Origin of the sequence: Niallia circulans (assembly GCF_003726095.1) — a bacterium.
GTDB lineage: Bacteria > Bacillota > Bacilli > Bacillales > Cytobacillaceae > Niallia > Niallia circulans_A.
On the sequence record NZ_CP026031.1, the window covers coordinates 4,514,034 to 4,530,295 of the forward strand.

At 44.7% G+C, this 16,262-nt stretch carries 3 protein-coding genes and 6 rRNA genes; 8 read left to right on the forward strand and 1 reads right to left on the reverse strand.

The window, feature by feature from the left end; all coding sequences use genetic code 11:
* The first annotated feature begins 102 nt into the window (after positions 1 to 102).
* From glcT to rrf (C2I06_RS21670), 5 genes are all read left to right on the forward strand, one after another.
* Positions 103 to 945, forward strand: a complete 843-nt coding sequence (glcT, locus tag C2I06_RS21650) for a glucose PTS transporter transcription antiterminator GlcT (RefSeq protein WP_095333066.1) — start codon at positions 103 to 105, stop codon at positions 943 to 945.
* A gap of 186 nt (positions 946 to 1,131) precedes the next feature.
* A complete protein-coding gene (ptsG, locus tag C2I06_RS21655) occupies positions 1,132 to 3,201 on the forward strand; it encodes a glucose-specific PTS transporter subunit IIBC (RefSeq protein WP_095333068.1) in 2,070 nt (689 codons plus the stop codon).
* A 480-nt stretch (positions 3,202 to 3,681) separates the two neighbouring features.
* Positions 3,682 to 5,228, forward strand: a 16S ribosomal RNA gene (locus C2I06_RS21660).
* Positions 5,229 to 5,707: 479 nt separating this feature from the next.
* Positions 5,708 to 8,642: ribosomal RNA gene (locus C2I06_RS21665) — 23S ribosomal RNA — on the forward strand.
* A gap of 90 nt (positions 8,643 to 8,732) precedes the next feature.
* Positions 8,733 to 8,848: ribosomal RNA gene (gene rrf / locus C2I06_RS21670) — 5S ribosomal RNA — on the forward strand.
* Positions 8,849 to 8,931: 83 nt separating this feature from the next.
* On the opposite strand, the gene C2I06_RS21675 is transcribed toward rrf (C2I06_RS21670), so the two are convergent.
* Entirely contained in the window at positions 8,932 to 9,963 is a 1,032-nt protein-coding gene (locus C2I06_RS21675) for a serine hydrolase domain-containing protein (protein WP_095334374.1), read from the reverse strand.
* Between the two features lie 813 nt (positions 9,964 to 10,776).
* Between C2I06_RS21675 and C2I06_RS21680 the strand changes: the two genes are divergently transcribed.
* The 3 genes from C2I06_RS21680 to rrf (C2I06_RS21690) all read left to right on the forward strand — a co-directional run bounded on the left by C2I06_RS21680 (position 10,777) and on the right by rrf (C2I06_RS21690) (position 15,946).
* Positions 10,777 to 12,324 (forward strand): 16S ribosomal RNA (locus C2I06_RS21680).
* 479 nt (positions 12,325 to 12,803) lie between these two features.
* Positions 12,804 to 15,739: ribosomal RNA gene (locus C2I06_RS21685) — 23S ribosomal RNA — on the forward strand.
* 90 nt (positions 15,740 to 15,829) lie between these two features.
* Positions 15,830 to 15,946 (forward strand): 5S ribosomal RNA (gene rrf, locus C2I06_RS21690).
* Together the 16S, 23S and 5S rRNA genes form the textbook arrangement of a ribosomal RNA operon.
* Positions 15,947 to 16,262: the final 316 nt, after the last annotated feature.

Genomic DNA, 16,262 nt, shown 5'->3' on the forward strand with positions numbered 1-16,262 from the left:
ATCCATTTTTGGGTATCCTTTTTCTCATTTTTTCGTTGACTTACTATAAAGACTTTAATAACATTGAGTTACCGAGATGTCTGTCGAAGTGGGGAAATAAGTATGCCTAATTTACTAATAAAGAAAGCGCTGAATAATAATGTGCTCATTGGAGACCATCCAACCTATGGAGAAGTAGTGCTTATAGGAAAAGGTATAGGCTTTAATCAGAAAAGCGGGGATTATATTGATATTAGTGTTGTGGAAAAGTTATTTGTCTTAAAGGATGAAAAGGAGCAGAGCAATTATTTAAAGCTTCTTCCTCAAGTGGATAATGATTTATTAGATGTAATAGTATCATCTATTGAATTGATTAAAAACAAGACAAATGCAAAGTTGAACGAGCATATTCATATAGCGTTAACAGATCACATTATGTTCGCTTCCTCCAGAGTTTCGAACGGACTAGTATTAAATAATCCATTTTTGATTGAAACAAAGGCGTTGTACCCGTTTGAGTATTCAATAGCTGAAGAGGTTGTAAAATTAATCGGAGAACAATCAGGACTTCAATTACCAGTGGGTGAAATCGGTTTCATCGCTTTGCATATTCATAGTGCCATGATGAACAAAAATTTATCAGAAGTTAATCGGCATTCACAGTTAGTCACACATCTAGTGAATTTAATAGAAGATCAACTAGAAACGAAAATTGATAAAGATAGCATCGATTATATGCGCCTTGTTAGACATTTGCGTTTTGCGATTGAACGGGTCAATACAGGAGAAAAAGTAGAAGAACCAGAAAAAATAACATTGCTATTGAAGAATGAGTATCCCCTATGCTATAATCTTGCGTGGAAGCTCATAAAAGTAATGCAACAAGTACTTAAAAGGCCAGTCTTTGACGCAGAAGCGGTATATCTGACAATGCATTTACAAAGACTTCAGAAAAAAATTAAATAGGTATTATCTTATCAACGTGTTACTGATTCGATCAGGCATGAGTGAAAAAGATGGTTGAGTTAAATGTTTTAGGGTAACCTACCCTTGAAGGTTTTTTCAATCTCTCTTTACTCATGCCTTTTTTGTTTTTTTACTCTTGATTGAGAAAGCTTTTTGAGCCGAAAAATAACTTAGGAGGATTATGAAATGTTTAAAAAGATTTTTGGTGTTTTACAGAAAGTCGGTAAAGCACTTATGCTCCCAGTAGCTATTCTTCCGGCTGCCGGTATCTTGCTTGCCTTTGGTAATGCACTGCAAAACCCAACACTTGTAGATATTGCGCCGTTTTTAAATAATAGTGGGGTAGAGATGGTTGCATCTGTAATGGAGGATGCAGGGAACATTATATTTGGTAACCTTTCCTTACTATTTGCTGTCGGAGTTGCCGTTGGTCTAGCTGGCGGTGAAGGGGTTGCTGGTTTAGCGGCTATTATTGGATTCCTTATTATGAATGTTACAATGGGTACTGTTCTAGGCATTGATGCGAAGGACTTAAAAGGCAGTACAGAATATGCAGCTGTTTTAGGGATACCTACTCTTCAAACTGGTGTGTTTGGTGGCATTATTGTTGGTATTGTTGCTGCCTCGATGTATAATCGTTTCTTTGAAATTGAGTTACCATCCTATTTAGGATTCTTTGCTGGAAAACGATTTGTTCCAATTGCGACAGCTGCAAGTGCTGTTATTTTAGGCTTGATCATGATTATTATTTGGCCGCCAATACAACATGGATTAAATGTTTTCTCTGAGAACATGTTGGGTGCTAATTTAACTTTATCAGCATTTATTTTTGGTTTAATTGAAAGATCATTAATTCCATTTGGTTTACACCATATCTTCTATTCTCCTTTCTGGTTCGAATTTGGTAGTTATACTACGAAAGCAGGAACAATTGTAAAAGGTGACCAAGCTATCTTTATGAGCCAAATTAAAGATGGAGTTCAAAATTTAACGGCAGGTACATTTATGGTTGGTAAATTCCCATTTATGATGTTCGGGTTACCTGCAGCAGCTCTTGCAATTTATCATGAAGCACGTCCAGAGAAAAAGGCAATTGTTGGTGGATTAATGGGATCTGCAGCATTAACTTCTTTCTTAACTGGTATTACAGAACCACTGGAATTCTCATTCTTGTTTGTAGCTCCAATATTGTTTGGGATTCATGCTGTTTTTGCAGGTTTATCCTTTATGACAATGCATTTATTAAATGTAAAAGTAGGAATGACATTCTCTGGTGGTTTAATCGATTATGTGTTATTCGGTTTAATTAATCCGCAAACAAATGCATGGATTATTATTCCAGTAGGTTTAGTGTTCGCGGTTATTTATTATTTTGGTTTCCGTTTTGCGATTCGTAAGTTCAATCTTAAAACACCTGGTAGAGAAGACGAGACAGAAGAAAGTGACAGTAGTTCAACAGGAGCAACTAGCGATCTTCCGTACGATGTGTTAGAAGCAATGGGTGGACAAAACAATATTGCCCATTTAGATGCGTGTATCACTCGTCTTCGTGTATCTGTTAATGATATTAAGTCTGTTGATAAAGATCGTTTGAAAAAACTCGGTGCTGCTGGAGTGCTTGAAGTAGGGAATAATATTCAAGCTATCTTTGGTCCTCGTTCAGAAACGATTAAAGGCCAGATGAGAGATATTATGAGTGGGAAAAGACCACGTCCTGCTGCACAACCATCTATGGATAAAGAAGTACAAGAGCAAATTGAAGAGGTAAATCCAAGTGCCATGCAAAGCAATATAACAAGTGAAGATTCATTTGTTGCTCCTATTAAAGGAGAATTGGTTCCTATTACAGATGTACCAGATGCAGTATTTGCAGGCAAAATGATGGGAGATGGTTTTGCGATTATTCCTTCTGAAGGAACAGTTGTTTCTCCAGTTGACGGAAAAATCGTTAACTTATTCCCAACGAAACATGCTCTTGGAATTTTGGCTGACAACGGTCGTGAAATTTTAATTCACTTTGGTATTGATACAGTTAAATTGAAAGGGGAAGGTTTTGAAACACTTGTGACTGAAAATGATCAAGTGAAACAAGGACAGCCTCTATTGAAAGTAAACCTTGACTACATTAAGGAAAATGCAACAGCAACAATTACTCCTGTTGTGTTTACGAACTTAGCTGAGGGTGAAGCTGTACAAATTAATAAACGTGGTAATGTAGAACTTAAAGAGGAAGGCGTAATAACTATTACTAAGTAATAGAATATATAGAAAAAACTCGGTCTCTTGATCGAGTTTTTTCTATATTATAATGAAGTTTTTTAACGAGAGGTATGATGTTAGAAATGATCATTTAGTTTAGATTTTATTCTTTTGGAATAATATATTCGAAGATGCTTAAGAGAGAGCGAGATGCTAGGATCGCGGGTGGTTTTTATTTTTTTAGTATTTATTTATATTTATTATTGACTAAACTGTGAAAAGTTGCTATTATATGAAAACAGCCTTGCTAATGCTATTGATTCATTTAAGTTGATAGTAAAATAAAAATTATATTAAAAAAGTAATTGACTTATTTAGCAAAGGTTGATATGATATAAAAGTTGCTTCTGATAGCAACGATAAATTGCTCTTTGAAAACTGAACAAACAAACGTCAACAATAATCGTTTTATAACTAGCATTATAAAACAAAAAAAGTAACAAAAAGCTAGAGTTTAGCAATGAGCTAATCAACTCTTTATTGGAGAGTTTGATCCTGGCTCAGGACGAACGCTGGCGGCGTGCCTAATACATGCAAGTCGAGCGGACTTTAAAAGCTTGCTTTTAAAGTTAGCGGCGGACGGGTGAGTAACACGTGGGCAACCTGCCTGTAAGACTGGGATAACTTCGGGAAACCGGAGCTAATACCGGATAATCCTTTTCCTCTCATGAGGAAAAGCTGAAAGACGGTTTACGCTGTCACTTACAGATGGGCCCGCGGCGCATTAGCTAGTTGGTGAGGTAACGGCTCACCAAGGCGACGATGCGTAGCCGACCTGAGAGGGTGATCGGCCACACTGGGACTGAGACACGGCCCAGACTCCTACGGGAGGCAGCAGTAGGGAATCTTCCGCAATGGACGAAAGTCTGACGGAGCAACGCCGCGTGAGTGATGAAGGTTTTCGGATCGTAAAACTCTGTTGTTAGGGAAGAACAAGTACAAGAGTAACTGCTTGTACCTTGACGGTACCTAACCAGAAAGCCACGGCTAACTACGTGCCAGCAGCCGCGGTAATACGTAGGTGGCAAGCGTTGTCCGGAATTATTGGGCGTAAAGCGCGCGCAGGCGGTCCTTTAAGTCTGATGTGAAAGCCCACGGCTCAACCGTGGAGGGTCATTGGAAACTGGGGGACTTGAGTGCAGAAGAGAAGAGTGGAATTCCACGTGTAGCGGTGAAATGCGTAGAGATGTGGAGGAACACCAGTGGCGAAGGCGACTCTTTGGTCTGTAACTGACGCTGAGGCGCGAAAGCGTGGGGAGCAAACAGGATTAGATACCCTGGTAGTCCACGCCGTAAACGATGAGTGCTAAGTGTTAGAGGGTTTCCGCCCTTTAGTGCTGCAGCAAACGCATTAAGCACTCCGCCTGGGGAGTACGGCCGCAAGGCTGAAACTCAAAGGAATTGACGGGGGCCCGCACAAGCGGTGGAGCATGTGGTTTAATTCGAAGCAACGCGAAGAACCTTACCAGGTCTTGACATCCTCTGACACTCCTAGAGATAGGACGTTCCCCTTCGGGGACAGAGTGACAGGTGGTGCATGGTTGTCGTCAGCTCGTGTCGTGAGATGTTGGGTTAAGTCCCGCAACGAGCGCAACCCTTGATCTTAGTTGCCAGCATTCAGTTGGGCACTCTAAGGTGACTGCCGGTGACAAACCGGAGGAAGGTGGGGATGACGTCAAATCATCATGCCCCTTATGACCTGGGCTACACACGTGCTACAATGGATGGTACAAAGGGCAGCAAAACCGCGAGGTCGAGCAAATCCCATAAAACCATTCTCAGTTCGGATTGTAGGCTGCAACTCGCCTACATGAAGCTGGAATCGCTAGTAATCGCGGATCAGCATGCCGCGGTGAATACGTTCCCGGGCCTTGTACACACCGCCCGTCACACCACGAGAGTTTGTAACACCCGAAGTCGGTGGGGTAACCTTTTGGAGCCAGCCGCCTAAGGTGGGATAGATGATTGGGGTGAAGTCGTAACAAGGTAGCCGTATCGGAAGGTGCGGCTGGATCACCTCCTTTCTAAGGAAAATGGAATTTACATTCCATCAAAGATTGTTGACGATTTGATTGTTCAGTTTTGAGGGAGCAATTAATTCCTCAAAACAGTAATAAGTTTGAGGGTAAAGAGAAACAAGTAGATCAAGGAAGCAAATGCGCGAGCACCGGAGCGTACGACAGTACGTGAGGAGCAGAGCGAAGAAGCTGACGAAGAGATGCGAAGTTTATCTTTAGCCGAAATTGTTCCTTGAAAACTAGATTATGAATAGTAAGAACCAAGAAAGAAACCGAGTAATCGCCATCTTAGATTCTCTATTTTAGAGAATTACTTCTTTGGAAAGTAGTCGTATTAAACGAATACTCCTTCAAAGATTGGAGAGCAAAGAGAAGCAAGTAGGTCAAGGAAGCGACCGAACGAGCACCAGAGCGTACGACAGTACGTGAGGAGCAGAGTGAAGAAGCTGACGAAGAGATACGCCGCTTATCTTTGGTCGAAACTAAGTTAAGTTAGAAAGGGCGCACGGTGGATGCCTTGGCACTAGGAGCCGATGAAGGACGGGATTAACACCGATATGCTTTGGGGAGCTGTAAGTAAGCTTTGATCCAGAGATTTCCGAATGGGGAAACCCTCTATCCGTAATGGGATAGAATCTTTACCTGAATACATAGGGTACTGAAGGCAGACCCGGGGAACTGAAACATCTAAGTACCCGGAGGAAGAGAAAGCAAACGCGATTCCCTGAGTAGCGGCGAGCGAAACGGGATTAGCCCAAACCAAGAGGCTTGCCTCTTGGGGTTGTAGGACACTCTATATGGAGTTACAAAGGAACGGGGTAGACGAATCGATCTGGAAAGGTCAGTCGTAGAAGGTAAAAACCCTGTAGTCGAAACTTCGTTCCCTCTTGAGTGTATCCTGAGTACGGCGGGACACGAGAAATCCCGTCGGAAGCAGGGAGGACCATCTCCCAAGGCTAAATACTCCCTAGTGACCGATAGTGAACCAGTACCGTGAGGGAAAGGTGAAAAGCACCCCGGAAGGGGAGTGAAATAGATCCTGAAACCGTGTGCCTACAAGTAGTTAGAGCCCTTTTATGGGTGATAGCGTGCCTTTTGTAGAATGAACCGGCGAGTTACGATTACATGCGAGGTTAAGTTGAAGAGACGGAGCCGCAGCGAAAGCGAGTCTGAATAGGGCGAAATAGTATGTGGTTGTAGACCCGAAACCAGGTGATCTACCCATGTCCAGGGTGAAGTCCAGGTAACACTGGATGGAGGCCCGAACCCACGCACGTTGAAAAGTGCGGGGATGAGGTGTGGGTAGCGGAGAAATTCCAATCGAACTTGGAGATAGCTGGTTCTCTCCGAAATAGCTTTAGGGCTAGCCTCAAGATTTAGAGTATTGGAGGTAGAGCACTGTTTGGACTAGGGGCCCCCATCGGGTTACCGAATTCAGACAAACTCCGAATGCCAAATACTTATTCTTGGGAGTCAGACTACGAGTGATAAGATCCGTGGTCAAGAGGGAAACAGCCCAGACCACCAGCTAAGGTCCCAAAGTATACGTTAAGTGGAAAAGGATGTGGAGTTGCTTAGACAACCAGGATGTTGGCTTAGAAGCAGCCACCATTTAAAGAGTGCGTAATAGCTCACTGGTCGAGTGACTCTGCGCCGAAAATGTACCGGGGCTAAACGTATCACCGAAGCTGTGGATTGACATCTTTGATGTCAGTGGTAGGAGAGCGTTCTAAGGGCGTTGAAGCTAGACCGTAAGGACTGGTGGAGCGCTTAGAAGTGAGAATGCCGGTATGAGTAGCGAAAGATGAGTGAGAATCTCATCCACCGAATGCCTAAGGTTTCCTGAGGAAGGCTCGTCCGCTCAGGGTTAGTCGGGACCTAAGCCGAGGCTGAAAAGCGTAGGCGATGGACAACAGGTTGATATTCCTGTACCACCTTTAAATCGTTTGAGCAATGGGGGACGCAGGAGGATAGGGTAAGCGTGCTGTTGGATTAGCACGTCCAAGCAGTTAGGCTGGTAATGAGGCAAATCCCATTACCACATAAGCGGAGCTGTGACGGCGAGGGAAATATAGTACCGAAGTTCCTGATTCCACACTGCCAAGAAAAGCCTCTAGCGAGATTTAGGGTGCCCGTACCGCAAACCGACACAGGTAGGCGAGGAGAGAATCCTAAGGTGAGCGAGAGAACTCTCGTTAAGGAACTCGGCAAAATGACCCCGTAACTTCGGGAGAAGGGGTGCTCTTGCGGGTGCAAGCCTGCGAGAGCCGCAGTGAATAGGCCCAGGCGACTGTTTAGCAAAAACACAGGTCTCTGCGAAGCCGCAAGGCGAAGTATAGGGGCTGACACCTGCCCGGTGCTGGAAGGTTAAGAGGAGGGGTTAGCACGTTAGTGCGAAGCTCTGAATTGAAGCCCCAGTAAACGGCGGCCGTAACTATAACGGTCCTAAGGTAGCGAAATTCCTTGTCGGGTAAGTTCCGACCCGCACGAAAGGTGTAACGATCTGGGCACTGTCTCAACGAGAGACTCGGTGAAATTATAGTACCTGTGAAGATGCAGGTTACCCGCGACAGGACGGAAAGACCCCGTGGAGCTTTACTGCAGCCTGATATTGAATTTTGGTACAGCTTGTACAGGATAGGTAGGAGCCTTGGAAGCCGGAGCGCTAGCTTCGGTGGAGGCATTGGTGGGATACTACCCTGGCTGTATTGACATTCTAACCCGCACCCCTGATCGGGGTGGGAGACAGTGTCAGGTGGGCAGTTTGACTGGGGCGGTCGCCTCCTAAAAAGTAACGGAGGCGCCCAAAGGTTCCCTCAGAATGGTTGGAAATCATTCGTAGAGTGTAAAGGCACAAGGGAGCTTGACTGCGAGACCTACAAGTCGAGCAGGGACGAAAGTCGGGCTTAGTGATCCGGTGGTTCCGCATGGAAGGGCCATCGCTCAACGGATAAAAGCTACCCCGGGGATAACAGGCTTATCTCCCCCAAGAGTCCACATCGACGGGGAGGTTTGGCACCTCGATGTCGGCTCATCGCATCCTGGGGCTGTAGTCGGTCCCAAGGGTTGGGCTGTTCGCCCATTAAAGCGGTACGCGAGCTGGGTTCAGAACGTCGTGAGACAGTTCGGTCCCTATCCGTCGTGGGCGTAGGAAATTTGAGAGGAGCTGTCCTTAGTACGAGAGGACCGGGATGGACGCACCGCTGGTGTACCAGTTGTCTTGCCAAAGGCATCGCTGGGTAGCTATGTGCGGAAGGGATAAGTGCTGAAAGCATCTAAGCATGAAGCCCCCCTCAAGATGAGATTTCCCATAGCGTAAGCTAGTAAGATCCCTGAAAGATGATCAGGTTGATAGGTCAGAGGTGGAAGCATGGCGACATGTGGAGCTGACTGATACTAATAGATCGAGGACTTAACTAAAATAATCTTAGCGTAAGCTAAGAAAGATTACTTGTTCTTTCTTTTACTTCATAATCTAGTTTTGAGGGAATAACCTCAAAAATTAAATAGTCTGGTGGCGATAGCGAGAAGGTCACACCCGTTCCCATACCGAACACGGAAGTTAAGCTTCTCAGCGCCGATGGTAGTTGGGGTTCTCCCCCTGTGAGAGTAGGACGTCGCCAGGCGCAAAAAGACCTAAAAGCATATTGCCTTTAGGTCTTTTTATGTGGATAAGTGCTTTTGTTTAGTTATTGTAAGGGATAGATACTTATTCCATTTTTATTATTAGTTGATCTTCAATGACTTTCGAAACTTCAAACGCACCTTCAGATTTGTTTGAACAGATAACAGTATGAATTTGTGATTTGGGGTAAAAGGCAGAATGAAAATTAACTCCAGGATCGTAACCCATAATATGATATTTAAAAATAGCATTTTCCTTTTTCTCTATCCATAACCCATAACCATAAAATCCGGTTGATTTCTTTGTTTGAATAAATGGAGTAAGTAACTTGGAAGTATATTCATCACTTAATAATTGATTAGTTAGAAGTGCATTCCATAAACTTGACATATCAAGTGCAGTTACAAATGCGCCTCCATCTGCACCACCTTTTGCAGGCAATGAGTAAATATTTGTTCTCCATTTATTGTTCGGCAAATCGATATAACCTAAAGCAGTGTTTTTTGGAAGAGCATCTAATTCATAATAACCAGAGTTTTGCATTCCGACTTTTTTAAAAATATTTTCTTCGATAAAATCAGTAAATGACATTTTACTTACTTCCTCGATGACCAATCCAAGTAAAATATATCCAGCATTATTATAATGAAATTTTTCCCCAGCATTTGATTTCATGGGTTTATTCTGAAAAAGAGGCAAAAAATCGGTTAACTTTCTTATATGATACATGGGAAGGTCTATCCACAACTCCTCGAAATCATCCATTATTTCCTCGTCGAAATAGTCTGGTATTCCAGCTGTGTGTGTTAAAAGGTGATGAATTGTAATATTTTTATTAAAATTTGGAAAGGTAATAGGAAGACAATCTTCTAATTTTGATTCGAAAGATAGTTTACCTTTCTCGACAAGTTGGCAAATAGCGATTGACGTAAATAATTTACATCCTGATGCAATGCCGAAGCGTGTATCTATAGTGTTTTTTATGTTATCGCTACGATTTGCATAACCATAACTTGCAGAAAATAAATTATTTTCTGCTTTTTTGATAAGAATGGTTCCTGAAAACTTATTTCTATTTACAGTAATTTTTATTTGGTATTCTAAACTAGTTTCCATTGTATCTCTCGCTTTCTAGTTAGTATATCTTTAGTCTAACTTAACTCCATCCATATTGTACCATATAATTTATTTTCAAAAGGGACATTGAAGTATCTTTCGGGTTTTGGAAATTAAATACGGATTTTTGTATGGAACAAAATAACGCTTTTTTCTCATGTAAAAGTTAATATAGTGGGGAAAATAAAAATGAACCAAAAGAATATCCTTGGGTTAATTCCTTTTCGCAAGTATAAGGACGATGATAAAAATTTCAATAGAAAGAAACGAGAAAAAACTATTATGGTTTTTTGGGAGAAGACAATAGAGGTTGGCGATGAGTATTCAAAGTGCCCTATAGATTGTTGTAAGATAAGACTATAATAATCAAAGAATGGAAATATTCCTTATGTAAATTAATAGGTAATCGTGATTTCCTGCTGTACTCAATAGTTTGTTAGAGGTTTATTGAAAATTTAAGTGATTAGTATCTTTTATCAAATGGGAGTAATAAAAAAAGAGTGCTTAAGGAAAGTATATATATGCTGGAATTTAAAATAAAAAACAGTTGACGATTAAATAAATAATTGGTATTATATAAAAGTTGCCTCGAACGGTAACGATAATTGATAATTTAATAGTTAAAAGTTTTTAAGAAAGTTATTGACTAGTAACTATTAAATGTGATAATATATAAAAGTTGCATCTGATAGCAACGATAAATTGCTCTTTGAAAACTGAACAAACAAACGTCAACAATAATCGTTTTATAACTAGCGTTATAGAACAAAAAGTAACAAAAAGCTAGAATTTAGTAATGAGCTAATCAACTCTTTATTGGAGAGTTTGATCCTGGCTCAGGACGAACGCTGGCGGCGTGCCTAATACATGCAAGTCGAGCGGACTTTAAAAGCTTGCTTTTAAAGTTAGCGGCGGACGGGTGAGTAACACGTGGGCAACCTGCCTGTAAGACTGGGATAACTTCGGGAAACCGGAGCTAATACCGGATAATCCTTTTTCTCTCATGAGGAAAAGCTGAAAGACGGTTTACGCTGTCGCTTACAGATGGGCCCGCGGCGCATTAGCTAGTTGGTGAGGTAACGGCTCACCAAGGCAACGATGCGTAGCCGACCTGAGAGGGTGATCGGCCACACTGGGACTGAGACACGGCCCAGACTCCTACGGGAGGCAGCAGTAGGGAATCTTCCGCAATGGACGAAAGTCTGACGGAGCAACGCCGCGTGAGTGATGAAGGTTTTCGGATCGTAAAACTCTGTTGTTAGGGAAGAACAAGTACAAGAGTAACTGCTTGTACCTTGACGGTACCTAACCAGAAAGCCACGGCTAACTACGTGCCAGCAGCCGCGGTAATACGTAGGTGGCAAGCGTTGTCCGGAATTATTGGGCGTAAAGCGCGCGCAGGCGGTCCTTTAAGTCTGATGTGAAAGCCCACGGCTCAACCGTGGAGGGTCATTGGAAACTGGGGGACTTGAGTGCAGAAGAGAAGAGTGGAATTCCACGTGTAGCGGTGAAATGCGTAGAGATGTGGAGGAACACCAGTGGCGAAGGCGACTCTTTGGTCTGTAACTGACGCTGAGGCGCGAAAGCGTGGGGAGCAAACAGGATTAGATACCCTGGTAGTCCACGCCGTAAACGATGAGTGCTAAGTGTTAGAGGGTTTCCGCCCTTTAGTGCTGCAGCAAACGCATTAAGCACTCCGCCTGGGGAGTACGGCCGCAAGGCTGAAACTCAAAGGAATTGACGGGGGCCCGCACAAGCGGTGGAGCATGTGGTTTAATTCGAAGCAACGCGAAGAACCTTACCAGGTCTTGACATCCTCTGACACTCCTAGAGATAGGACGTTCCCCTTCGGGGGACAGAGTGACAGGTGGTGCATGGTTGTCGTCAGCTCGTGTCGTGAGATGTTGGGTTAAGTCCCGCAACGAGCGCAACCCTTGATCTTAGTTGCCAGCATTCAGTTGGGCACTCTAAGGTGACTGCCGGTGACAAACCGGAGGAAGGTGGGGATGACGTCAAATCATCATGCCCCTTATGACCTGGGCTACACACGTGCTACAATGGATGGTACAAAGGGCAGCAAAACCGCGAGGTCGAGCAAATCCCATAAAACCATTCTCAGTTCGGATTGTAGGCTGCAACTCGCCTACATGAAGCTGGAATCGCTAGTAATCGCGGATCAGCATGCCGCGGTGAATACGTTCCCGGGCCTTGTACACACCGCCCGTCACACCACGAGAGTTTGTAACACCCGAAGTCGGTGGGGTAACCTTTTGGAGCCAGCCGCCTAAGGTGGGATAGATGATTGGGGTGAAGTCGTAACAAGGTAGCCGTATCGGAAGGTGCGGCTGGATCACCTCCTTTCTAAGGAAAATGGAATTTACATTCCATCAAAGATTGTTGACGATTTGATTGTTCAGTTTTGAGGGAGCAATTAATTCCTCAAAACAGTAATAAGTTTGAGGGTAAAGAGAAACAAGTAGATCAAGGAAGCAAATGCGCGAGCACCGGAGCGTACGACAGTACGTGAGGAGCAGAGCGAAGAAGCTGACGAAGAGATGCGAAGTTTATCTTTAGCCGAAATTGTTCCTTGAAAACTAGATTATGAATAGTAAGAACCAAGAAAGAAACCGAGTAATCGCCATCTTAGATTCTCTATTTTAGAGAATTACTTCTTTGGAAAGTAGTCGTATTAAACGAATACTCCTTCAAAGATTGGAGAGCAAAGAGAAGCGAGTAGGTCAAGGAAGCGACCGAACGAGCACCGGAGCGTACGACAGTACGAGAGGAGCAGAGTGAAGAAGCTGACGAAGAGATACGCCGCTTATCTTTGGTCGAAACTAAGTTAAGTTAGAAAGGGCGCACGGTGGATGCCTTGGCACTAGGAGCCGATGAAGGACGGGATTAACACCGATATGCTTTGGGGAGCTGTAAGTAAGCTTTGATCCAGAGATTTCCGAATGGGGAAACCCTCTATCCGTAATGGGATAGAATCTTTACCTGAATACATAGGGTACTGAAGGCAGACCCGGGGAACTGAAACATCTAAGTACCCGGAGGAAGAGAAAGCAAACGCGATTCCCTGAGTAGCGGCGAGCGAAACGGGATTAGCCCAAACCAAGAGGCTTGCCTCTTGGGGTTGTAGGACACTCTATATGGAGTTACAAAGGAACGGGGTAGACGAATCGATCTGGAAAGGTCAGTCGTAGAAGGTAAAAACCCTGTAGTCGAAACTTCGTTCCCTCTTGAGTGTATCCTGAGTACGGCGGGACACGAGAAATCCCGTCGGAAGCAGGGAGGACCATCTCCCAAGGCTAAATACTCCCTAGTGACCGATAGTGAACCAGTACCGTGAGGGAAAGGTGAAAAGCACCCCGGAAGGGGAGTGAAATAGATCCTGAAACCGTGTGCCTACAAGTAGTTAGAGCCCTTTTATGGGTGATAGCGTGCCTTTTGTAGAATGAACCGGCGAGTTACGATTACATGCGAGGTTAAGTTGAAGAGACGGAGCCGCAGCGAAAGCGAGTCTGAATAGGGCGAAATAGTATGTGGTTGTAGACCCGAAACCAGGTGATCTACCCATGTCCAGGGTGAAGTCCAGGTAACACTGGATGGAGGCCCGAACCCACGCACGTTGAAAAGTGCGGGGATGAGGTGTGGGTAGCGGAGAAATTCCAATCGAACTTGGAGATAGCTGGTTCTCTCCGAAATAGCTTTAGGGCTAGCCTCAAGATTTAGAGTATTGGAGGTAGAGCACTGTTTGGACTAGGGGCCCCCATCGGGTTACCGAATTCAGACAAACTCCGAATGCCAAATACTTATTCTTGGGAGTCAGACTACGAGTGATAAGATCCGTGGTCAAGAGGGAAACAGCCCAGACCACCAGCTAAGGTCCCAAAGTATACGTTAAGTGGAAAAGGATGTGGAGTTGCTTAGACAACCAGGATGTTGGCTTAGAAGCAGCCACCATTTAAAGAGTGCGTAATAGCTCACTGGTCGAGTGACTCTGCGCCGAAAATGTACCGGGGCTAAACGTATCACCGAAGCTGTGGATTGACATCTTTGATGTCAGTGGTAGGAGAGCGTTCTAAGGGCGTTGAAGCTAGACCGTAAGGACTGGTGGAGCGCTTAGAAGTGAGAATGCCGGTATGAGTAGCGAAAGATGAGTGAGAATCTCATCCACCGAATGCCTAAGGTTTCCTGAGGAAGGCTCGTCCGCTCAGGGTTAGTCGGGACCTAAGCCGAGGCTGAAAAGCGTAGGCGATGGATAACAGGTTGATATTCCTGTACCACCTTTAAATCGTTTGAGCAATGGGGGGACGCAGGAGGATAGGGTAAGCGTGCTGTTGGATTAGCACGTCCAAGCAGTTAGGCTGGTAATGAGGCAAATCCCATTACCACATAAGCGGAGCTGTGACGGCGAGGGAAATATAGTACCGAAGTTCCTGATTCCACACTGCCAAGAAAAGCCTCTAGCGAGATTTAGGGTGCCCGTACCGCAAACCGACACAGGTAGGCGAGGAGAGAATCCTAAGGTGAGCGAGAGAACTCTCGTTAAGGAACTCGGCAAAATGACCCCGTAACTTCGGGAGAAGGGGTGCTCTTGCGGGTGCAAGCCTGCGAGAGCCGCAGTGAATAGGCCCAGGCGACTGTTTAGCAAAAACACAGGTCTCTGCGAAGCCGCAAGGCGAAGTATAGGGGCTGACACCTGCCCGGTGCTGGAAGGTTAAGAGGAGGGGTTAGCACGTTAGTGCGAAGCTCTGAATTGAAGCCCCAGTAAACGGCGGCCGTAACTATAACGGTCCTAAGGTAGCGAAATTCCTTGTCGGGTAAGTTCCGACCCGCACGAAAGGTGTAACGATCTGGGCACTGTCTCAACGAGAGACTCGGTGAAATTATAGTACCTGTGAAGATGCAGGTTACCCGCGACAGGACGGAAAGACCCCGTGGAGCTTTACTGCAGCCTGATATTGAATTTTGGTACAGCTTGTACAGGATAGGTAGGAGCCTTGGAAGCCGGAGCGCTAGCTTCGGTGGAGGCATTGGTGGGATACTACCCTGGCTGTATTGACATTCTAACCCGCACCCCTGATCGGGGTGGGAGACAGTGTCAGGTGGGCAGTTTGACTGGGGCGGTCGCCTCCTAAAAAGTAACGGAGGCGCCCAAAGGTTCCCTCAGAATGGTTGGAAATCATTCGTAGAGTGTAAAGGCACAAGGGAGCTTGACTGCGAGACCTACAAGTCGAGCAGGGACGAAAGTCGGGCTTAGTGATCCGGTGGTTCCGCATGGAAGGGCCATCGCTCAACGGATAAAAGCTACCCCGGGGATAACAGGCTTATCTCCCCCAAGAGTCCACATCGACGGGGAGGTTTGGCACCTCGATGTCGGCTCATCGCATCCTGGGGCTGTAGTCGGTCCCAAGGGTTGGGCTGTTCGCCCATTAAAGCGGTACGCGAGCTGGGTTCAGAACGTCGTGAGACAGTTCGGTCCCTATCCGTCGTGGGCGTAGGAAATTTGAGAGGAGCTGTCCTTAGTACGAGAGGACCGGGATGGACGCACCGCTGGTGTACCAGTTGTCTTGCCAAAGGCATCGCTGGGTAGCTATGTGCGGAAGGGATAAGTGCTGAAAGCATCTAAGCATGAAGCCCCCCTCAAGATGAGATTTCCCATAGCGTAAGCTAGTAAGATCCCTGAAAGATGATCAGGTTGATAGGTCAGAGGTGGAAGCATGGCGACATGTGGAGCTGACTGATACTAATAGATCGAGGACTTAACTAAAATAATCTTAGCGTAAGCTAAGAAAGATTACTTGTTCTTTCTTTTACTTCATAATCTAGTTTTGAGGGAATAACCTCAAAAATTAAATAGTCTGGTGGCGATAGCGAGAAGGTCACACCCGTTCCCATACCGAACACGGAAGTTAAGCTTCTCAGCGCCGATGGTAGTTGGGGGTTCTCCCCCTGTGAGAGTAGGACGTCGCCAGGCACAAAAAGACCTAAAAGTATATAGCTTTTAGGTCTTTTTGTGTGTGGATAAGTAGACTGATGTAATTTAAAAGCAGTAAGGGGGATTTCCGTAATCACAAACTTTTTTGTAACGTTGAGGCCGTGGGTGGAAAAACGGATTTTCATCTTATCCTTTAATTTTCTCATAAGCTCTAGTAATTTTTTTCTTCCTTCTGGATTTCTAAGGTGGAAACTGGTTCATTTTCTCGGTTAGTCCAACGAATGAAAGGCTATTATTTATAATTCATTTAAAATTTCTTGGGAGTCATCCAATTAAAGAAACTAGGATGCTGGGG

Coding starts and splice junctions, on each gene's coding strand:
- glcT (WP_095333066.1), top strand. CDS start 103: ATGCCTAATTTACTAATAAAGAAAGCGCTGAATAATAATGTGCTCATT.
- C2I06_RS21675 (WP_095334374.1), bottom strand. CDS start 9,963: ATGGAAACTAGTTTAGAATACCAAATAAAAATTACTGTAAATAGAAAT.
- ptsG (WP_095333068.1), top strand. CDS start 1,132: ATGTTTAAAAAGATTTTTGGTGTTTTACAGAAAGTCGGTAAAGCACTT.